This window comes from Fluviicola taffensis DSM 16823, assembly GCF_000194605.1.
In the GTDB taxonomy this organism is placed as follows: Bacteria; Bacteroidota; Bacteroidia; order Flavobacteriales_D; family Crocinitomicaceae; genus Fluviicola; species Fluviicola taffensis.
This window is the reverse complement of sequence record NC_015321.1, coordinates 430,708-451,998: the sequence shown is the minus strand read 5'-3', so window position 1 is coordinate 451,998 and position 21,291 is coordinate 430,708. Positions and strand designations below refer to the sequence as shown.

Below are 21,291 nucleotides of genomic sequence, written 5' to 3'. Positions count from 1 at the left end.
TCGTAGCTTTGGATTAAAACAAATCTAAAGCCCATGCGTAAACTGCTTTTTTTATGCTCATTTTTATTGCTAGGAAGTTCTCTTTTTGCTCAAGACAGAGTAAAATGGGATTTTTCATACAATCCAACAACAAAAGAAATTCAGTTGAAAGCTAGTATTTCAGAAGGTTGGCACTTGTATAGTCAGTATATCAATAATACGATTGGCCCAGTTCCAACGACATTTACCTTTACGGAAAATCCGAATGTAAAATTTGAAGGAGAAGTAAAAGAGCCCAAAGCGATTCATGAATACGATGAAAATTTTGAAGCAGCATTGGACTTTTTCAAATCAGAAGTTATCTTCTCTCGCAAGGTAGCAAAAGCAAAATCTGGAGAAGTAATCAAAGGTTATGTCACATTCATGGTTTGTAATGAAGTGATGTGTTTACCTCCTGTAGATATCGATTTTACCATAACAATTCCATAACACCAAATATGCTCATGAGAATTACTCATTTCTTTACATTGCTCTTTTTAGCATTAAGTTCTTTTCAATCATTTTCCCAAGTAGAGTTTCCTGAAGATAAAGTGAAATGGAAATTTACCGTAGAACAAAATGATAAATGTCAGGCAACAATCGTTGCGGAAGTGACCATTGTACCTGATTGGGATATCAACGCACTCGTTCTCCCAAAAGGTTCTTTTGGAATCCCTACAACTTTTGACGTTGTATCTTCCAAAGAATTCAAGTTAGTTGGTAAACAATCAGAACCCAAGCCAATTTTACACCATGCTGAAGAAGCAGATGAAGATCAGGCATACCATGTAGGAAAAGTCAAGTTCAAACAAAAAATTGAAATTTTATCCAATAAAGACTTTAAAGTCAAAATTAAATACGGATACCAAACCTGCAAGATAGATAGCTATTGCCTTCCTCCATTCGAGGCCGTGGCAACGGTTAATGTGAAATCATGTGAAGATGGAATAGTTGAGATTCAAGAAGTTGAAAATGAGACCACACAAACTCCTGTCCAAACAACTGGAAACAAAAAAAATAAAGACAATAATAATGAATCAGGTGAAAAAGGCTCTTCAAAGAAAGAAACTATTAAATCTGTAGACAACTCTTTAGATTTAAGCAATCTTTCTAATGGAGAGTTATTTGGAGTTGCATTTGGATTCGGTTTATTGGCATTGATTACACCATGTATGTTTCCAATGATTCCTATGACGGTTAGCTTCTTTACGAAAAGAAGTAAAACACGTAAAGCTGGAATCAAAAATGCAATGATTTATGCTTTTTCGATTATTGCCATTTTTATACTATTGGGTGTGCTTGTTGCTGCATTGACAAAAGATGCTGGAACTATCAATAAAATTTCTTCAAATCCCTATCTCAATTTATTCTTCTTTGCACTTTTGATTGTTTTCGCTATTTCCTTTATGGGAGCGTTCGAAATTAGATTGCCAAGTAAATGGATTAATAAAGTAGATGCTGGAGCGGATAAAGGTGGAGTCATCGGAATTTTCCTAATGGCTCTTGTATTGGTATTGGTTTCGTTTTCATGTACAGGTCCGTTTGTAGGTAACATTCTGGTAATGGTTATTGAAAAAGGAGGTATTGCGCCTATTATTGGGATGCTTGGCTTTTCAAGTGCAATTGCCCTTCCGTTTGCCTTGTTTGCCTTATTTCCAAGCTGGTTGAATTCACTTCCACAGTCGGGAGGATGGCTGAATACTGTAAAAGTTGTTTTGGGATTACTTGAATTGGCTTTTGCTTTTAAATTCTTATCCAATGCTGACTTTGCATGGCAGTCTCACATCTTGGAACGTGAAGTTTTCGTGGCAATCTGGATAGGTATTTTTGCAGTGCTAGCACTTTATCTGCTTGGATTTATTCGTTTCCCTCATGATGATAAAATTGAGAAGGTTTCGGTTGGAAGAGGGATATTTGGAACGTTTGTTATTGCATTTGTTTTCTATATGATTCCTGGACTTTGGGGAGCACCTTTGAAATTAATCAATGCTTTCCCTCCTCCACAATATTATTCAGAGTCTCCAAAAGGTTTAGGCGGAGGAGGAACAGTTCAAAGTAATGATATGGTGGAAGGGATGGAGCTTGGTCCTCAAGGATTGAATGTGTTTCACAACATGGATGATGCGCTTGCCTACTCGAAAAAAGTAGGAAAACCTTTATTCGTTGATTTTACAGGATTCACCTGTGTCAATTGCAGAAGTATGGAAGAAAGTGTTTGGGGAGAACCTGGTATCATAGAACATTTGAGAAATGATGTTGTTATTGTTTCATTACATGTTGATGATCCGAAAGAACTTCCAAAAGAAGAACAAAAAAATGTAGAATTGGTTCCTGGTAAATTCAAGAAATTGACAACTTATGGAGATAAATGGATGTATCTTGAAATAAAAGAATTCAATATTTCTGCTCAACCTTACTATGTAATGTACGACTCTGATGGTAAGCCAATGCGAAATGTCGGGTCTGCAACTTATGATACTCATAAAAACCCTAAGGATTTTAAAAATTGGATTGAAAAGGGACTTGAATCTTACAAGAAATAACTAAATTTTACCGTTTATCCATTGAAAACGATTATTAATAAAGTTTTAACTAAAAATAGTTTATCTAATTATAAAATTAAATTAACTTTGTACTGATTTAGGTGGTTAGGTTAGGTTGATTAGTGAATGGAGTTCGGACGCCTGTCTGAACTCCATTTATCATTTTAGACCATTCCGATGGAAGATACTTGATAAATCAATAGTTGAGCTATTGTGTAACTTTATTCTCTTCCTTTTTTTTCTTAAAGATCACCGCCAAATTTTTGATTCAAAAAACTTTTTTTACTATTTTTCGAGAATGAATTTAGATGCAGTTTCTTTTTTAATTGAGCAAAGTATCGCTGAATTAGGAGTTGATCCAGGATTATGTAGAAGCGACAAGCCTGGTCAATGGAATATAACCTACAAAGGTTCTACAGTGTGGATTGATGCTTTTAACTTTCCTCAAAATCCAGATAAATACTATTTCCAAGTAATGAGTCCTTTACTGCGTATTCCAGATCGCAACCAGGAGTCATTTTTTAAGAATTGCCTGGAAATCAATCATACCATGTATGGCTGTGCAATAAGCGTGAAAGCTGATTGGACGTATGTACTTTCTTTACGCGAAGCTGATAATTTAGATAAAAGTGAAATCGACGCAACTTTGGATCGCGTAGCGTTTTATTCCTCCGATTATCATGGCAAACTGACCTTTAAATTTGAGGGAAGTTGGGATCCGAAAGCAACAGATAAACCAGTGAATTTTAATTGAATCCTTAAGGAAAATACGCATTGACAAAAAGTACCATTTTGGCAACATAGTCATTAGCTTGTGTCGGATTCCAGTCTCCATGGCCTGCACCTTGATACATCGTCTTTTCATTGTAAACACCTAACGAATCAAGTGCGTTGTGTAAACGATCCATTTGAGTTGCAGGAACCAATGGGTCCAGTTCTCCATAAAATGAAAGTGTGGGAGGCGCAGAAGCTGTTACCCGAAGTGCAGGACTTACTGCTTGAATTAAAGAACTATTTTGTGTTCCGCCACTGATTAATATTCCGTAAGAAGGAGCGAAAATTGGATTGTTTAGATAATTTGGGTCCGTAAAATCAGCTGGGCCAACCGTATTGCAAATTCCCTTCACATGATGGTTTGGATCGTATCCGTAAGCATAAAGTAATGAAAGATGTCCCCCTGCAGAAGCTCCAAACAAAAAGAAATTAGATGAAACAGAATATTTTGGAAGGCTGATTTCGTTTAAAGCTAATTGAATGTCGTCGATTTGTTTTGGGAATGCTGGACTAGCCTGTGTAGCCAAACGGTAATTGATATTAATAATCGCGTGATTTGGGTAATAGACTTTCAGTGAATTTAACATTTCAGTGAAATCAGCTTTGTCGCCTGCTCCCCATCCACCACCGTGAATTAGTACAAATACTTTAGTACTTGAATTTCTATTTGCGGGCAGATAAATATCCATTTTTTGGTAATTATCACTCCCGTAAGAAATGTTCGTTAAATTATGAGCTTGAGTCACATCATAAGTAGTTTCAGCTGGTTTTTTCTTTTTACAAGCGGCAGTGAATAGGATTAATAAACAAAATAATGGTAACGCTCCTTTTTTCAAAAGGTTGAAATTCAAATGAGTCATGTAGATCCTTTTTTTGCTAAGATAAAGATTTTTTAGTTCGGTACCCAAAAGAATAAAGAGGCATATTCATCAGAAATCACTTCATGAAAAAGGGATGAATCAACTATTCATCCCTTTTGTTGGTGTACTTTATAAGCTATTCAATGACCAATCGTTGGTTTAAACGTTCCCCATTTGTTCGCACTTCAATTAAATAAACTCCTTTGGAAAGCCCTTCTAAGTTTAAATCGTATTTCGAAGTCAGAAGTTTTTCATCAATTGTTTTTACTACTGCTCCTGATGCATTGTAAACAGTGATTATACTGGAAACTTCAGAAATTTCCCGGTTTTCGAAAATCAGGCTTGTTTTTCCTGTTGTAGGATTCGGTACCGCTTGGAATCCACTGCTTGTTAGTGTAGAGTTGCCATTCTGAATGAGAGAATGACCGCCACCACCTGGCTCTGTATCAGAAATTTCGCAGCTTCCTGTTATTCTTCCAATTACCAGCATTCCAGTGTAGCGGATGTAGTTTTCCGTATATACGCGAATAGTGTTTAATCCGGAAGACAACGAGACCGTTACTGGTGAGGTAATTCCAACTGTATAATTGGTTGAGGGAGCGGCCGGATTGAGAGTTATAAATGGAGTCGTAGCTGCATTTAGATACATTTCTGCATAGTCATCTGATGCAAATTTATTAATAATGAGCTGATAACCACTATAAGCAGATGGAAGATTGATTTGGTATTCATACCAGTAATTTTGAGGCGCTCCTAACTGATTGGCTGGTTGAATACCGTTTGCTGAACTGGTTACCCAAAGTCCCGCTCCTGCAGGATCAAGTGCTGCATTGGTCGTATGTGTAATACAGGTAGCAAATGGTGTACCAGGTAAACTAGAACTCACCCATTCATCGTCATCCAGTCCTAGAGTGTTTAGTGTGCTTAATGTATTGTCATATCCCGTAGAAATATTCCGAGTGTAAGTTGGTCCGGCACAGGCCACATAAACCACTTGGCTTGTTTGTGTCCAGTTGTTTCCGCAGTTTTGCACGGCAAGTGAAATCAAATAATAATTTCCGCAAGTAATTGGCCCTCCAGATGCTGAATTAGGAATAGTATAGACAGCAGGGGAGCCCCAAGGTGAATTCCATTGTGTAGATCCTGGTATTGGATTTCCTGCAGCATCACACGGTTGAACCATCCAAAAATACTGATTGATTGGTAATCCTGGTGCAGAAGTACTTGCTGATCCATCAACTATAATCCCGCTATTCCCACAAACCACATTTTCAGCAGTGAATGACGGAATAAGTTCCCATGGACAAGGTGAATAGCCATTGTAAATCTTTAAATCATCCAATTGCATGGAGAGTTTTCTCCGACAATTTCCTCCTGTAGCAACACCATGTTGAACGTATTGTAAGTTCTGAACAGTTGTTGGCATCGAAAAACATTGAGGAGACCCTGTGATATGAGTAGTCATTGCAGCATCAGAAAATATACTGATGATTCCTCCCCAGTTATCAGTGCGTTGTAAACGAACATAATAATCGGTATATGCATTTGGGATACTGATACCTGTACTGGCATTATTGAGTAAAGTAGTTCCATCTTTGTATCCCACGTATATTTGCCAATTGTTATTCTGCGGACAGCAAAAAGTGGAGAATGGGGAACTTGGATCACCGATATAACAAAACAAAGCGTCTTGGTTGGTAATAGTTCCACTAAACGCAGAGCACTCGGTCAATTGACCTGTTTGAGTATACCAAGTATCGTTGTTGTTCTCTGTAAAAGACATCACCAAATGGGAAGGTGCATTTCCACCAGAAAGGTTGATTTTGCACCCCGCAACGAAAGCATTTGCTAAAGTAAACGGAAGAGCTTTTACAATTCGTTGTTCACGACCTCCGCTGACATTTGTATAGTTCATTGTTCCAGAACCAATTGTCACATAGGGAGTATGATTGGTTTTGTCAACAGAAGTCCATCCTGTTGAGCTGGAATAATCGTCATAAAAGTCTGGTGTTGAACTACATTGTGCACTTCCAATCAAAGGTAAGCCGGTTAGGATAATTGCTACGAATACTGATTTTTTCATAGTATAAAGAATTAAAATGAATAGTTGTCTAAATGTATGATTCCTTTTCGATAGAATCAAATCCACTTTAAAAATTAACAGAACAGAGTTGGAAAAACGGTTTAATAACTTCTTTAAAAGAAATTTGGAATGAGTGTCTGGATGCTAATCGAGCTATAGCCAAAATTAAAGGATACTAAGCGTAGTTGAGTTGTTAACAAATTTTGGCATCAATTTTGTTTTGTCCTGTTTTTTCAAACACATGCGGACACTTTTACTTTCTTTTATTCTTTTTGGATTTGCTCCAGTTTTTGGTCAGGTTGTTCTTGGTACCTATGGTGCTCAACAAGTTTTTGGTGCTGTTTCCAGCTTGGGAAGGGAAGTGGTTGGTGCTATTGAATACAAGAAATCCAAAGAAGAAAAAGAACAACGTGAAGCCGAATTTAACAACTTCATTGTGCAGGCAGATGGATTATTTGCAGAAGGAAAGTATAGTGAATCAGTGGTGCTTTATAATCAAGCTTTGAGTCTAAAGCAAGATCAATATCCTAGAGATCAAATTGCAAGATGCAACGCGGAATTGGCGCGCATCAATCGAGAAGAATACCAACTTTTGATTGATAAGGCTGATAGTTCATATACTCAGTTAAATTTTGATTTGGCGATTGAAAACTACAATGCGGCTCTTGCAGTCAATAATCAACAATACCCGAAGGATAAGATTAAAGAAGCAATGGAGGATAAGGAACGTTGGGGAAAAATACATTTCAGTGGTTTACTGATTTCAGATACACGTGAAGATGATCTGTCTTCCAGAGCTTATTCCAACGATCCATATTCCGATTTTATGAATCCAGGTAAATATGGTGTCATTAATAACTCTCTAGTTTATTCGAATTATCAAACTCTTGATGGTATTGCAGTTCCAGCAAATATGAGACTGGTCATTTATAGCGAGCCACATTTCAAAGGAACCGTTTTGGTAGATGTTGTTGGCCCTGCGATTATCAATAATATAACTAAAAAGAACGCTCAGGCTTCTGAAGAAGTTCAAACACGTGAATTTAGCACACCACTTCAGCAAATATTCCCACAAACGGTGAGAACCTGGAGTGTGAGTGATATGAAATCCTGGATCAAGGGCTCCATGGAAATTACAAAACTTTAAAACATTCCAATAATGAAAGTAACGATTACAATCCTTGGAATTATTTGTTCTTCGACTTTAACTTTTGCTCAAAACCATCAAAGAACACCAAGCGCATCTCCCGTTTTTGGAAATGAGCCAGTGGCTGTTCGGGATGTGCATAGTTCCAATACCGTATCCGAAGCCGTTTCGATAATCAACACTATTCGTGGAGGAGTGAATGCCGCTACACAGGAAACAACTTCCAAACGAACTTTAACGGAAGCAGATTATCAAGCTCTTATAACTAAGGCTGATGATTTTATGCTGCAGCAGAAGTATGATGCCGCAATCTTACTGTATGAGGAAATCCTGAAAGATCGGGATGATTCATCTGCAAAAGACCGCATATTGGAAGCTGAAGCACTCCGATCAAAAAAGCAAAAGGAAGACGAACAGCGCAAAAAAGATGAAATTCTCCGAGCAAAAGCAGAACTGGCTTTATCCGATAAACATGATAAGAATACTGTTCACTTTACTGGAGCTTTGATGTCGGATGAATCTTCTTCCAAACATTGGACGAGTGAGGCATTCAATAAGAAAGATCCTTACTCGAATTTTTTGCAACCTGGGAAATACAATGATCTTGTACATGATCTTCAAAAGGCAGTAGATTTTACCCTAGATGGTATTGCGATTCCGGCAAATACGCGTTTGATTGTTTACGCAAAGCCCAATTTCACTGGAGAAATTTTGTTGGACGTTACAGGTCCTGCAATTGTTAATAATGGATACAGGATCAGTAACAAGCGATTTAAAGAATTAAGCTCAAAGCAGTTTCATGATGCACTTCAGTCTAATTTTCCGCAATCGGTTCGAAGTTGGAGCTCCACCAATATGCATACATGGCTGAATGGTTCGATGGAGATTCTTTTGGAGGTCGTGGAATAAAGTGATTTGATCAACTCTTTGGACCGTTGTCTGAGATTCTTCCATTCTAATTAGCAATTCGCAGTCAGGAATTTGTAATTTTGAATAATGAAACCTGAAATGATGCGCAATACCTTTTTACTAATTTTTATTTTCGTTAGTTCGATTAATATTCTGTATTCTCAGGAAGCTGAAAAGCTAAAAAAATACCAATCACTTGTTTCTAAACATACGTATTCCAAAGGTGATACCATTGTGGTTGGTGAAACGGGGAAGAATGTTTTCAGTGCAAAAAAGAAATACGCAGGAATTTTCATCAAGGACAAAAAGAATGTCTGCGGGTTTCGCGAATTGGATTCGGTGATTTCTGGATCACAGTGCATCATCAAAAATATTTTATCCTTTCAAGAGCATTGTACGTTTGAGTTTAAAAATTCAGTTGTTTTCGAATTACAAGGGCCCAATAATTGGACTCTTTATATGCCGATTGACAAAGCGCTTCAAGCAAAAGAATTGATTGTTTTTACCAATCCAAAAAAAACAAAAGGTATTGATTTATTGGATGAAAGAGCTGTTTTTTTGCTGAATTTGGAGCAATCAAAAGGAACGTCTGCAGATAATGCATTGAAGTATTGCAAAATTGTAGATCCGGCGAAGGGGAAAGCGTTTGAACTAAATTTAAGTCAGTTTGAAAAAGAGAAAGCTGAATGGGTGAAAAAGTTGGATTTAGCTCGGAAAGGCGTTCAGTTGAAAGATACTTTTATTCTTACTTTACCAGCTTATTTGAGTAAATATGCCTTTGATAAAGGAGAATTTCAAATTGTAGACAATCCAACTGTTTATGGATCAAAAGCATTGACCTATTCTGGAGATACGAAGGTGGTTTTTGACAATTACAAAAGCTTCACAACCTTAAAATCGGCAAAAGAAAATGCAGATTTCTTTTTAAATGTCAATACGGCGGATTACAACGGGAACAGAAAGGCTTATACTCAGATTAAGGCCATTTGTACTTCGATTACCAAAGATCCCAATGTGTTAGTAACCTCCGATAATCCAGGAATTAACATTCTTCACTTTACGATTTTGGAAATGTGGATGGTTGATTCGGAGAATTTAAACTACAATTATATTGGATCTAAAAAGTTGAAATAAGTATTCTCCTTCTAATCATTTTCCCAATCTATTTTCCAGGGTTTTAAGTTAAAAATAAATTATCCAAATATTAATTTGATGTTAATTCACAAAGTGTTCAAAAGTTATTGCTTAAAGCAAAAATAAAAAGACTTAACTTTGAAAGGAAAATAAAACGAGTTAATTAAAGAATATTTTTAATTAGCTGAAAATGAAAACAATAAATAATGTCAGTACCTGTTAGACTTGTTAAAGATTTGATCGAATTCTCTGACACTATTCCTGATAATCAAGGAGTTGGATTGAAGGTGTTTTCTTACGGAAAAATCAAAAATACCTATTGGTTGGCAAAGGATATTATTAAGACCGTTGAAATCATTCAATACCGGAATTTAGAAGATTATTTCAGCGACGGCTCTGGTGATCCTGTTTCTCGATTATTCGGGCGTACTAATCTGCCAGCTGAGATAGAGTTTTTTCTAAATCAGGAGGAGGAATATCCATCGTTGTTTGTTCATTAAGTTTGATTGTCTCAAAATTCCATCAAGGAATATTTATTGGAAATTACCAATTGTAGCTGTGTTTATTATTTTTGCTTGGGTGTCGATAGTTTTGCATTCAGAGCATTGGAATTCTTTGGCTGACGCTTTCCTATTTGTTACTTTTTCCTCAGATGATCAAGAGCGATTGGAAATAATCAAACAGTTTTGTTTCTATAGTATTAGCATTCTGTCAATCTTGTTCCTCCTAATTAAAAATAGAATTAGTAATCTAGTTTTAGTGATAGTAATGCTTCTGAATTTAATATTGATAATCCCTTTTAATTTTATCAGAGACCCTACAGAGAACTTTTAATCATTATTTAAGTTAACTTAACCAATCTTTGATTCTTTTCACGGCTGTTTTGTCTATACCTTTTAGAGAGACATTGATATTTTTCCTAATAGGATTTTTCTTTTTCCTATAATTCGCAATTAAAGGTTACTGATGAAATCTAAGCGCCTAATTTGAAAAAGCCGTATATTTGAAAAACATAATTCTATACCATGAATGGGTTATTGACATTACAAGAGTTTTACGCAAGTATTCTGAATAAAGGAACATTGGAACAGTTTTCTCACTTGTCTAAAATGAGCCATTTCAATGTGTTTAAACGCGGACAGATTCAATGTGCTCGTATCACGGAATTACACAGAACCGATTTTCATAAAATATCTCTAGTTGTAGGTGATGGAATCATTCATTTTGAAGATTCTAAAATTCCTATTTCAGGTAAAACACTCGTTTTTTATCACCGAAATGTACCTCATGTTTGGGAACCAGTTTCTGAAGATCAGCAAGGTTCTTTTTGCTTGTTTAACAACCATTTTATTGAAACTTATTTGTTGGATACGCTTTTTAGAGATACACCATTGACAAATATGGCTATGAATCCAGTTTATCCTTTAACAGATGAACAGGCAACTATTTTTGAATTTATTTTTGAGCAAATTCATTCTGAAGTGGAAGGTGATTATGTCAAAAAATACGAGGTAATTGTCCATTATTTGCACCTTTTGCTTCATCAAACGAATAAAATGTGTTTTCAGAATATTCGGGAAGATAAGAAGCCACAGGCTTCCGTTGCTTTAACTGCTCTTTTTATGGAAATGCTTGAAAGACAGTTTCCTATTGACTCTTCAGATCAGTCGCTTGCATTGAAAAAGCCAAGTGATTTTGCAGAACAGTTATCTATTCATGTCAATCATTTGAATCGTTCCATAAAAGAAGTTACAGGCAGAAGCACCACTGAAATTATTTCTTCACGCTTGGCAAATGAGGCCAAAGCTTTGTTGCGTCATACAGATAGTTCTGTCGCTGAAATTGCATATACATTAGGTTTCGAACATCCTTCCAACTTTAATAATTTTTTCAAAAAACAAACACAGTTGACTCCCAAATCATTTCGAGGAGTTGTTTCGTGAAAGAACGTTAAATATTTGATTTTCATAATTAATTGCATGAATTGAATAAGTCATTTTTTTCCAGTTTGGGACATCTTTGCATCAGAATTTGACCAAATAGTTAAAAAGCAACAAGATTGACACTCGTATTAGGCCCCAATTATAGCGAGTTTAAAAAAGACAAAATTTATGATTGTATTGAAAACAAACCAATTACTAACTGTATTATCGTTAGTAATTTTAGCTTCATGTAGTTCAAAAGAGGAAGCCCCAGCTGGCGATGTGATAAAATCATATCAAGTACTTACTTTAGAGCCGCATTCCACAACCTTACAAACAACTTACCCAGCAACTCTTGAAGGAATTGAAAATGTAGACATTCATCCGAAAATTGATGGATTCATTGACAAAATTGCTGTCGATGAAGGACAGTTCGTGAAAAAAGGTCAATTATTATTTACCATTACAGCACCCCAATACGAACAATTGGTTCGAACAGCTCGAGCAACTGTAAAGAGTGCTGAGGCAGGTGTAAGTGTTGCGCGTTTGCAAGTGCAGAAGACCAAATCGTTGGTTGATAAAAATATCGTCAACAAATATGAGTTGCAAGAAGCTGACTTGACTTTGCAGACACGTTTAGCTGAGTTAGCTCAAGCAGAAGCGAATTTGGTGAATGCAAATGTGAACTTAGGCTATACGCGTATTTCAAGTCCGGTGGATGGTGTGATTGGTAGCTTGACTTTTAAAACAGGAAGTTTGGTTTCAAGTAGTATGGCTAAACCATTAACAACGGTTTCCAATATTTCGAAAATATACGCTTACTTCTCAATGAATGAAAAGCAATTGTTGGAATTTATTCGAAATACAAAAGGAGTAGATTTGAAATCTAAAATCGCCAATATTCCTGATGTTTCATTGGTTCTTTCTGATGGTTCTCTTTATCCAGACAAAGGAAAAATCGGGTCCATTAACGGATTGATTAATGCTCAAACAGGTTCTACAAGAATCCGCGCAACGTTCTCGAATACTTTGAGTTTATTGAGGAGTGGAGGAAGTGCACAGGTATTAATTCCACAAGAAGTTTCCAATGGATTTTTGATTCCGCAACGCGCTGTATCTGATGTGCAAGGAAAGAAATTTGTTTGTTTGGTCGACAAAGGAGATGTTATTCGTATGGTGAACATTGAGGTGATGGAAGCAACTAGTGGAACTTTCTTCATTGTTACCAAAGGTGTAAAAGCTGGAGATCCAGTTGTTTTGGAAGGAGTTCAGTTCCTAAAAGACGGAGTGAAAATCAAATCCGTGAAAGCAGATTCGAAAGCGGTATATGCAGAATTGAATCAGTAAGATTCAAACCAGTTACATTCAATTCTTAATAAGAAAATATGTTTAAAAGATTCATAGAAAAACCCGTATTATCTACGGTTATCTCGATATTGATTGTGATTCTTGGAGTTTTAGGCTTAATTGCTATTCCAGTTTCTCAATATCCAGATATTGCCCCACCAACTGTTCAGGTTTCTGCTTCCTATCAAGGAGCGAATGCCGATGTAGTACTAAACAATGTGGTCGTTCCGCTTGAAGAGCAAATCAATGGAGTGGAAGACATGACTTACATGACATCTACAGCTGGAAATGATGGAACAGCAACGATTACGGTGTATTTTAAATTGGGGACTAACCCCGATTTGGCAGCGGTAAATGTTCAAAACAGAGTTTCCCGAGCTACTAGCTTATTGCCTGCGGAGGTAAATCGAGCAGGAGTTGTTACTACAAAAAGACAAGCAAGTAATTTATTGATTTTCAATCTTTACAGTGCCGATTCGACATACGATCAAACCTTTCTTCAAAATTACGCGAACATCAATTTGATTCCCCAAATTAAACGGATCAAAGGTGTTGGAGATGCAACAGCATTTGGTTTGATGGATTACTCCATGCGAATTTGGTTGAAGCCAGATGTAATGGCAAGTTACGGATTAGTTCCAGACGATGTCAATAAAGCTTTGGCCGAACAAAATATCGAAGCTGCTCCTGGTCAATTCGGAGAGCAAGGAAAACAAAGTTATCAGTATACCATTAAATACAAAGGCCGCTTAAAAGAAGATACCGAATTCAATGAAATTGTTATTCGAGTAGGAGAAGATGGTGAAGTATTACGCTTGAAAGACATTGCTCGTATTGAATTGGGTGCTCAAAGTTATGCCAGTTCTGTGCGTGTGAATGGCAAGTTTGGGCTTGGAGTTGCCGTTAATCAAACTGCGGGGTCGAATGCGCAAGAGGTGATTGAAGGAACTTTGGCTGTATTGGATGAAGCAAAAGCTTCTTTCCCGAAAGGAGTAGAGTATACAACCATCGTAAATGTGAACGATTTCTTGGATGCGTCTATTGAAAAAGTGTTCCATACCTTGATTGAAGCCTTTATTTTGGTGTTCTTGGTGGTATTCTTGTTCTTGCAAGATTTCCGTTCGACTTTGATTCCTGCAATTAGTGTCCCAGTAGCCATTATTGGTACATTCTTCTTCCTCAATCTCTTTGGCTTTAGTATCAATCTCTTGACCTTATTTGCCTTGGTATTGGCCATTGGTATTGTGGTCGATGATGCTATTGTGGTAGTAGAAGCCGTTCATGCGAAACTGGATGAAGGATACAAATCTTCCAAGAAAGCAACCATTGATGCGATGGATGAAATTACGGGCGCCATTGTTTCAATTACTTTGGTGATGGCAGCGGTATTTGTTCCAGTCAGTTTCATTGAGGGATCTACAGGAGTTTTCTACAAGCAATTCGGATTAACATTGGCAATAGCTATTATCCTTTCTGCTGTAAATGCATTGACTTTAAGTCCAGCTTTGTGTGCTTTACTTTTGAAACCGCATAAAGATGATCACGGGAAGAAAAAATCCTATATGGCACGTTTCAATATAGCTTTCAATACTTCTTTTGGTAAATTGACGAATCGCTACAAACGAACAGTTTCTCTTTTCAGTAGAAGAAAATGGATGGTGGTTGTTATTTTAGGAGCATTCACAGGTTTGTTGATTTGGGGAATGAAAACCACTCCAAAAGGATTTGTACCAGCAGAAGATATGGGAACAATTTTCTCTGATATTTCTTTAGCTCCAGGAACTTCGCAAGAGCGAACAGAAGAAGTTTTGACAGAAATCGATAGTATTGTTCGAACGATTCCTGAAACAAAATTCACTCTTCGGGTAGTTGGTCGCTCGATTATTTCTGGGTCAGGAAGTTCTTATGGAATGGTCTTCACACGTTTGAAATTGTGGAATGAACGCAAGCGTGATGTAAAAGCAATTATTGATGAATTATTTGCTAAAACTGCTTCAATCAAGGATGCTAAAATTATTTTCTTCTCACCACCAACCATTCAAGGGTTTGGTAACACAGCTGGATTTGAGTTTCAGTTGCAAGATAAATCGGGTGGAGATATCAATGAATTCAATACTGTAGCACAAAATTTCCTAGGAGCTTTAGGGCAACGACCGGAAATTAAATATGCGACGACTTCTTTTAATCCGAATTTCCCACAATATCAAATTGATGTCAACGTGCCTCGTATCAAACAAGCAGGTTTAACCGTTTCCGATGTGCTAGGAGTTCTTCAAGGATATTATGGTGGAGTTTACGCTTCCAACTTCAATAAGTTTGGAAAGCAATACCGCGTTATTTATCAAGCCGAAGCCGCAAGTAGAAAGAATATTCAAAGTTTGAATTCGATTTTTGTTCGTACTCCTTCGGGTGAAATGGCTGCAGTTTCAGAATTCATCACCATGAAAAAAGTGTACGGTCCACAAGTGATTTCTCGCTTTAATTTGTTTACTGCGATTGCTGTAAATGGTACTCCGAATGACGGATATAGTTCTGGAGATGCAATGAAAGCTATTGAAGAAGTAGCAGCTGAGAATCTTCCAGCAGGATATGATTATGAGTTTTCGGGCTTAACCCGTGAAGAAAGTTCCGGAGGAAATCAAACACTCTATATTTTCTTGTTAGTTGTTGTCTTTGTTTACTTCTTGTTGAGTGCTCAATATGAAAGTTATATCTTACCCTTGTCAGTATTATTCTCTCTTCCAATTGGTTTGGCAGGAGTATTTATTTTCGATAAAATATTTAAGATTGACAACAATATTTACACACAAATTACCATCGTGATGTTGGTTGGTCTCTTGGCTAAAAATGCTATTCTAATTGTAGAATATGCGCTCGATCGCAGAAAGAACGGAATGAGTATTGTTGATGCAGCAATTAGTGGAGCAACAGCCCGGCTTCGTCCAATATTAATGACTTCTTTCGCTTTCATCTTTGGTTTGTTGCCATTGATGCTTTCAACAGGCGTTGGGGCTGCAGGAAATACTTCCATTGGAACAGGGGCTGTAGGAGGAATGTTGATAGGAACCCTATTTGGAGTTCTTGTAATTCCTGTTTTATTCATCGTGTTCCAAAGCTTACAAGAAAGGGTGAAACCTCTTGAATTTGAGACTTTAATCGAAGGTGAAGGAGAAGATCAAATCTCACATTAAATGAAAAAACACATGAATATTAATAGAAAAATAGTTATTGCTTTATTTGCGTTACTACTGATTGTTTCCAGTTGTGTGACAACTCGTTATGAGCGACCAGATGATGTGAAATCCACAGAATTGTATCGCGATAACGCATCAGAAGATACCACATCAATGGCAGATGTAGCGTGGGACAAGCTTTTTTCCGATCCGCAACTACGAAGTTTGATTGAGAGAGGTCTTGCTCAGAACTTGAATTTGAAACAAGCTGTGGAGCGAATCAATGCAAGTCAGGCATATTTGAAACAAAGTAAAATGGCGTTTTTGCCTACACTTCAATTAGATATTACTTCAACAGATGCAAAACAATCTCAAAGAGCGGTAAACGCCCCTCCTGGATTATTGCAATTGACCACACATACCAATCGACTTCAATTGGGCACATCTTGGGAAGCAGATATTTGGGGGAAATTACGGAGTGCCAAAAGAGGAGCTTTAGCTGGAATGTTACAGAGTGATGCATCTAAAAGAGCCATTCAAACACAATTGATTGCTGATATTGCAAATGCTTATTACAACTTATTGGCTTTTGATAAGCAATTGAAGATTACTCAAGAAACGATCGAAATTCGAAAGCAACAAGTTCTCACATTAACTGCTTTGCAAGAATCAGGGAAAGTGACAAGTGCTGAAGTGTTACAAAGTGAGGCCAACCAATATGCTGCTGAAGTAATGGTTCCAGATTTACAAAACAAAATTTGGCAGGCTGAAAACTTAATGAATTACTTATTGGGACAAGGACCAGGGAAGATTGAGCGTGGTGAATTGGATACGCAAGTAATTTTTGCCGATTTAAGATTAGGAGTTTCCTCTCAGTTGTTGAAAAACAGACCGGATGTTCAAGCTGCAGAGTATTCTTTTATATCGGCATTTGAAAACACGAATGTTGCTAAAACGTATTTCTATCCATCGTTGACATTAACTGCGAATGGTGGTTTTGCTAGTTTTAAAATTCAGGAAATTTTTAGTAAATCACTTTTTTACAATATTATTGGTGGCTTGGTTCAACCAATATTCAATAGAGGTCAAAACAAAGCGCGTTTGAGAGCAGCGAAGGCAGAACAACAAGTTGCATTTTACAATTTTCAAGATGTGATTTTAAAAAGTGGGATGGAAGTCTCAAACGCGCTTTTTTCCTATCAAAATGCTACAGAAAGAGAACTTATTCGCAACAAACAGATTGAATCTTTAACAACTGCTGTGGATAATACACGAGAATTACTGAGTAATCGTTCTGAGACGAATTACACAGACGTATTGAGCTCGGAACAAAATTTAATTGCTGCTCAAATGAATGGAATCAATGACAAGTTGGATCAATTGCAATCTGTTGTTAATTTGTACAGAGCACTAGGTGGAGGTTGGAAATAGCTGACTTATCAATGAAGTTAAATGGCAGTTGATTCAATAGTTAACTGCCATTTTTATTTGGATTAAACAGCAACGCTCTGAGTGATGTTGCGTTTTGAATAAGAACTGATTACTTAATAATGACCTCCATGAAGCTTCCGTTACTCTTTTTCCTTTTTCTCCTTTCCGAATCGATTTTTGGTCAGTTGACGGTGAGTTCTGTAACTTCAACGGTGAGTACTTGCCCCAACAATGGAGGAATTACAATCACTGCCTCAACAACGAATCCTCCGCTTACTTACAGCATTGTTTCCGGACCTGTTATTCAACCTATTCAAACCAACAGCTCGTTTACTTCTCTTCCACCTGGGAATTATACCGTTGATGTAGCAGATGCTGCAGGAAATCATTCTCCACAATCGATAACGGTAACAGGAACTTATTCCATGATTGATTTTGTGCCTTCTAAAGTTGCTCCATATTGCCCTGGAGATAATACGGGGAGTTTGGTCGGAAATTTGGTTCCAAGTACTGGTTTAGCGCCTTTTACGTGGCAATTGATCCCTGCATCAGGAGTTCCCACACCGACTCAAACAAGCTCTTCTTTTCAAAATCTTTCTGCAGGAAATTACACTATTAAAGCAACAGATGGGTGCAATAATTTGAGAACAATTGCAGTAACCATTCAGGATGCTCAAACAGATATGATGTTTGGAAGTGATCTGTCGTCTGAAAAGATAGGGTGTGATACCATGCGTATTTCATTTTATCTGATGATGGATAAATTGCGTTATCCGTTGAATTACCAATATAGTACCTCAAACGGAAATTTCAACTTGACAACCGAGACAATCATCGACTCGTCTCATTTGGATACGCACGGCTATATTCAGATTGTACAAGATATTTCCGGACTTACGTACGGAGATTATATCCAGGTAGCAGTTACCAATGCCTGCGGAGATCAGATTGTTTCACCTGTTCAGAATACCTATCCGTTTATCTTTTATCCGAAATACAGTTTTAACCAGTGTGGGAATTCGGTGAATGCAGTCTTTGAAAATACCCCGAGTGTTTTACCCTACCATACTTTTCTGAAACAGCCACTTACTTACACATTAACAGATCTCGCTACAGGTTTGGTTACTGCTTCAGGAACAGCTTCTGGTGGTATGCCGATTGCAGGTGTGGCTATGCCAAATCCATTGGTTCCAGGAGAAAGTTATCATTTGCTAATTACAGATGGCTGTGGGCAAACGTTTGAACAGGATTACTTGATTCCAGGTGAAGCACCTCCCGTTATTATAAACGGGGAAGTTGTTTATGATGCTTGTATAGATTCAGTTGTTGGTACATACAGGATTCACACGAGTGGATTTAGCACGAATTCTCGTCTTGTTTTACTTTCAGGTCCAGCAACACTTGGAAGTACTAATCCGGAATTTGCCTATTCAGATACCTATTCCTATCCTGATACCGTTCCTGGGGCGGATTATTTTTTCCTGAGTAATTTGGCTATTGGAACGTATACCTACAAAGTTATTGACGACTGCGGAAATGAACTTCCAGGAACATTTATCATTCATCCACAGGATGTGACAAGTTTGGGGTATGATCATAGTTATCGCAGAGGCTGCCCTGGTGAAAATAAGATTTATTTTACGATGCATGGAGGCGGGTATGTCATTATACGTGATATTGTAAACGATACGATTCTCGATGAGGTACCCTTTAGTTATTACGGTGCATTTAATAATGATTCGCTCTTAAATTTACCATCTGGGCCTTATGAAATTACATTTGAATTCGAAGGTACTCCTCAGTATGAAATCAATGATACTCCGATGCCTTGTGCCTTGATCATTGACACAATCACTATTGAACCGTATGAGTTTCCGGATGTTTTGACAAACAATACGATTCTTTGTAATAACAGTTTACATTTAGAGTTGATTCCCGATACAAGTAAAGGAGTGGCTCCATATCAATATGAGATTATTGCAGGACCTGAATTATTTCCTCTCCAATCGAGTAATACCTTTTTGGTTAGTATTCCTGGAGTTTATACCGTTCGAATCTTTGATGCTTGTGGAAATGCTGCGTCTAAACAAGTTACTGTAGATTCAATTACGTTTATTGATCCACAAGCAATTGTAGACTGCAATAACACACAAATTATTTTTCCCTCTTCAGTTCACACCACCTATGAGTGGATTACACCTTCAAATCAAGTGTTTATTGGAGATAGTTTGATTCTTTCGCCCTTAACTCCAGCTGATACTGGGATTTATCAAATCTCAAAAATCGTCAATATCAACGGATGTGTAGATACTTTTTTCATGGATTATCACGTAGTAATGAATGGGCTAATCAATCACGATTATTTTGTTTGTACAGGAGATTCTATTTTGATTTCAGGAGTGTATTATTTGCCAGGAATCTATAGCGAAGTATTGCAATCAGTAAATGGATGTGATAGCATCATTCAAATCTCTGTTTTGATATTAGAATCGCAAATTGATACGAATCATGTGGTCATCTGCTTAGGAGATAGTTTGGAAATTACACCATCTATTTTTGTCAATACTTCTGGAGTTTATATTGATTCACTTCAAAATGTAGCAGGTTGTTATGATTTTACCATTACGAATCTGTTTGTGAGTGGAGCTTCATCACTAGTGGATTCTATTATTTGCAGTGGAGACAGCGTTCAATTAGGAAATCAGTATTATCAAACAACGGGAATATATACTGATACTCTGGTCTCTTTTTCAGGCTGTGATAGTATTGCCACACTTGACTTAACAGTGCTTCCACCCAAATTTTCAACAATTATTCATGATATGTGCGTGGGAGAGAGTTTTATTCACAATAACATTCTTTACACACAAGCAGGAACTTATACGCAAGTATTTCCTACTAGTACCTGCGATAGTATTGTTACGATTCAGATTAGTCTCTATCCACCGATATCAATCAATGCAACTGCATCAAACGTATTGGATGTACAATACGGAAATGTAATTCATTTGAATGCACAAACTACTGGAGGAACAGCGCCTTTTAGTTACTTTTGGTCGAGTGAAGGTAGCTTGGATGATAACTCCATTCACAATCCAATGACAACTGTTGTTAGTTCCAATTGGTTTGCTGTGACAGTGATAGATAGCAATGGCTGTATTGCAATTGATAGTATTTTTATTGGTTTGTCTGAAACATCTACTTTGTATGTGCCTAATTCCTTTACACCAGGAACGGGTGATGGATTCAACGATGTTTTCCGAGTGAAGTATACCAATATTTCAGAATTCCATATCCTCATTTTTGATCGATGGGGAGAAGTGATTTATGAGTCAACCGATGTAAACTTTGGTTGGGATGCGACTTATCGTAAAAAGGTTGTTCAAGATGGAATTTATGTCTACAAAATTTCAGCACTTGGAAAAGACTTTGTGAAATACGATTTGACGGGTCATATAACGGTTCTTAAGTAAGTTGTTAACATCATCCATGCATAGATAATTGAATCGAATTCAATTCAAATTCACGTTATATTACTATGTTTACCCAACTTAATATACAGAAGAATGAAAAATTTAAAATTAATTGCTTTACTTGGATTAGGATTTATGACAATTCAATCATGCTCTAAGGAAAGTGAATTGTGCCAGTGTACTGACATGGCAACAGAAATATTGAAAGGCGAACGTGATAAAAATTACGATGGGTCTTTCCAAAAGGAATACGTTAAAACGCATAAGGCAGAAGAAACGAAATGCGAGAAAATATTTGGTGGAAGCAAGGATAAAGCGAGCCAAGAAAAAATGCGTAAAGAAATGAAAGAGTGTGGTAACTACGAAGAGTTTAAAGAAGAATCTATCAAGCAGATGGAGAACTTTAAAAAGACAATGCCAGAACTTGCTCCTCAAATCGAAGAGTCAATCAAGCAGTTGAAAGCTGAATAAGATTTC

15 protein-coding genes are annotated in these 21,291 nt (G+C 37.1%); 13 read left to right on the top strand and 2 right to left on the bottom strand.

All coding sequences use genetic code 11. The features are described from left to right. Nucleotides 1-33: 33 nt before the first annotated feature. The 3 genes from FLUTA_RS02035 to FLUTA_RS02025 all read left to right on the top strand — a co-directional run bounded on the left by FLUTA_RS02035 (nucleotide 34) and on the right by FLUTA_RS02025 (nucleotide 3,315). Complete coding sequence (locus FLUTA_RS02035) at nucleotides 34-468, top strand: protein-disulfide reductase DsbD domain-containing protein (protein ID WP_013685187.1); 435 nt, start codon at nucleotides 34-36, stop codon at nucleotides 466-468. A 14-nt stretch (nucleotides 469-482) separates the two neighbouring features. Beyond that, nucleotides 483-2,561, top strand: coding sequence for a protein-disulfide reductase DsbD family protein (locus tag FLUTA_RS02030; RefSeq protein ID WP_043023581.1), 2,079 nt, complete (start codon nucleotides 483-485; stop codon nucleotides 2,559-2,561). 298 nt (nucleotides 2,562-2,859) lie between these two features. Continuing rightward, entirely contained in the window at nucleotides 2,860-3,315 is a 456-nt protein-coding gene (locus FLUTA_RS02025; RefSeq protein ID WP_013685185.1) for a YbjN domain-containing protein, read from the top strand. A gap of 4 nt (nucleotides 3,316-3,319) precedes the next feature. Here FLUTA_RS02025 and FLUTA_RS02020 read toward each other — a convergent pair whose 3' ends face one another. Both FLUTA_RS02020 and FLUTA_RS02015 read right to left on the bottom strand, forming a co-directional pair. After that, entirely contained in the window at nucleotides 3,320-4,195 is an 876-nt protein-coding gene (locus tag FLUTA_RS02020) for an alpha/beta hydrolase (protein WP_013685184.1), read from the bottom strand. A gap of 136 nt (nucleotides 4,196-4,331) precedes the next feature. Then, the gene (locus FLUTA_RS02015) at nucleotides 4,332-6,278 is read right to left on the bottom strand and encodes a T9SS type A sorting domain-containing protein (RefSeq protein ID WP_013685183.1); all 1,947 of its coding nucleotides are present in this window, start codon (nucleotides 6,276-6,278) and stop codon (nucleotides 4,332-4,334) included. Between the two features lie 241 nt (nucleotides 6,279-6,519). On the opposite strand from FLUTA_RS02015, the gene FLUTA_RS02010 reads away from it, so the two are divergent. The 10 genes from FLUTA_RS02010 to FLUTA_RS01960 all read left to right on the top strand — a co-directional run bounded on the left by FLUTA_RS02010 (nucleotide 6,520) and on the right by FLUTA_RS01960 (nucleotide 21,285). Next, nucleotides 6,520-7,425: a hypothetical protein gene (locus FLUTA_RS02010; protein ID WP_013685182.1), complete on the top strand. Its 906-nt coding sequence runs from the start codon at nucleotides 6,520-6,522 to the stop codon at nucleotides 7,423-7,425. A gap of 12 nt (nucleotides 7,426-7,437) precedes the next feature. Next, complete coding sequence (locus tag FLUTA_RS02005) at nucleotides 7,438-8,334, top strand: hypothetical protein (RefSeq protein WP_013685181.1); 897 nt, start codon at nucleotides 7,438-7,440, stop codon at nucleotides 8,332-8,334. An 87-nt stretch (nucleotides 8,335-8,421) separates the two neighbouring features. Continuing rightward, nucleotides 8,422-9,468 (top strand): DUF4852 domain-containing protein, encoded by a 1,047-nt coding sequence (locus FLUTA_RS02000; RefSeq protein WP_043023580.1) that lies wholly within the window; start codon nucleotides 8,422-8,424, stop codon nucleotides 9,466-9,468. 206 nt (nucleotides 9,469-9,674) lie between these two features. Beyond that, complete coding sequence (locus FLUTA_RS01995; protein WP_013685179.1) at nucleotides 9,675-9,968, top strand: hypothetical protein; 294 nt, start codon at nucleotides 9,675-9,677, stop codon at nucleotides 9,966-9,968. Between the two features lie 525 nt (nucleotides 9,969-10,493). Next, entirely contained in the window at nucleotides 10,494-11,411 is a 918-nt protein-coding gene (locus FLUTA_RS01985; RefSeq protein WP_013685178.1) for a helix-turn-helix domain-containing protein, read from the top strand. 168 nt (nucleotides 11,412-11,579) lie between these two features. Next, nucleotides 11,580-12,737 carry an efflux RND transporter periplasmic adaptor subunit gene (locus FLUTA_RS01980; RefSeq protein WP_013685177.1) on the top strand — a complete coding sequence of 386 codons (1,158 nt, stop codon included), beginning with the start codon at nucleotides 11,580-11,582 and terminating at the stop codon, nucleotides 12,735-12,737. A gap of 38 nt (nucleotides 12,738-12,775) precedes the next feature. Next, the gene (locus tag FLUTA_RS01975) at nucleotides 12,776-15,928 is read left to right on the top strand and encodes an efflux RND transporter permease subunit (protein ID WP_013685176.1); all 3,153 of its coding nucleotides are present in this window, start codon (nucleotides 12,776-12,778) and stop codon (nucleotides 15,926-15,928) included. After that, a complete protein-coding gene (locus tag FLUTA_RS01970; RefSeq protein WP_245545463.1) occupies nucleotides 15,929-17,341 on the top strand; it encodes an efflux transporter outer membrane subunit in 1,413 nt (470 codons plus the stop codon). 128 nt (nucleotides 17,342-17,469) lie between these two features. Further along, nucleotides 17,470-20,814: a T9SS type B sorting domain-containing protein gene (locus FLUTA_RS20465; protein WP_013685174.1), complete on the top strand. Its 3,345-nt coding sequence runs from the start codon at nucleotides 17,470-17,472 to the stop codon at nucleotides 20,812-20,814. A 93-nt stretch (nucleotides 20,815-20,907) separates the two neighbouring features. After that, entirely contained in the window at nucleotides 20,908-21,285 is a 378-nt protein-coding gene (locus FLUTA_RS01960) for a hypothetical protein (RefSeq protein WP_013685173.1), read from the top strand. The last annotated feature ends 6 nt before the right edge of the window (nucleotides 21,286-21,291 follow it).

Excerpts from the sequence above, each read along its gene's own strand:
- FLUTA_RS02015 (WP_013685183.1), bottom strand. The coding sequence starts at position 6,278 with ATGAAAAAATCAGTATTCGTAGCAATTATCCTAACCGGCTTACCTTTG.
- FLUTA_RS02005 (WP_013685181.1), top strand. The coding sequence starts at position 7,438 with ATGAAAGTAACGATTACAATCCTTGGAATTATTTGTTCTTCGACTTTA.
- FLUTA_RS01970 (WP_245545463.1), top strand. The coding sequence starts at position 15,929 with ATGAAAAAACACATGAATATTAATAGAAAAATAGTTATTGCTTTATTT.
- FLUTA_RS01985 (WP_013685178.1), top strand. The coding sequence starts at position 10,494 with ATGAATGGGTTATTGACATTACAAGAGTTTTACGCAAGTATTCTGAAT.
- FLUTA_RS02010 (WP_013685182.1), top strand. The coding sequence starts at position 6,520 with ATGCGGACACTTTTACTTTCTTTTATTCTTTTTGGATTTGCTCCAGTT.
- FLUTA_RS01960 (WP_013685173.1), top strand. The coding sequence starts at position 20,908 with ATGAAAAATTTAAAATTAATTGCTTTACTTGGATTAGGATTTATGACA.
- FLUTA_RS01980 (WP_013685177.1), top strand. The coding sequence starts at position 11,580 with ATGATTGTATTGAAAACAAACCAATTACTAACTGTATTATCGTTAGTA.
- FLUTA_RS02000 (WP_043023580.1), top strand. The coding sequence starts at position 8,422 with ATGAAACCTGAAATGATGCGCAATACCTTTTTACTAATTTTTATTTTC.
- FLUTA_RS01975 (WP_013685176.1), top strand. The coding sequence starts at position 12,776 with ATGTTTAAAAGATTCATAGAAAAACCCGTATTATCTACGGTTATCTCG.
- FLUTA_RS02035 (WP_013685187.1), top strand. The coding sequence starts at position 34 with ATGCGTAAACTGCTTTTTTTATGCTCATTTTTATTGCTAGGAAGTTCT.
- FLUTA_RS02025 (WP_013685185.1), top strand. The coding sequence starts at position 2,860 with ATGAATTTAGATGCAGTTTCTTTTTTAATTGAGCAAAGTATCGCTGAA.
- FLUTA_RS02030 (WP_043023581.1), top strand. The coding sequence starts at position 483 with ATGAGAATTACTCATTTCTTTACATTGCTCTTTTTAGCATTAAGTTCT.
- FLUTA_RS20465 (WP_013685174.1), top strand. The coding sequence starts at position 17,470 with ATGAAGCTTCCGTTACTCTTTTTCCTTTTTCTCCTTTCCGAATCGATT.
- FLUTA_RS02020 (WP_013685184.1), bottom strand. The coding sequence starts at position 4,195 with ATGACTCATTTGAATTTCAACCTTTTGAAAAAAGGAGCGTTACCATTA.
- FLUTA_RS01995 (WP_013685179.1), top strand. The coding sequence starts at position 9,675 with ATGTCAGTACCTGTTAGACTTGTTAAAGATTTGATCGAATTCTCTGAC.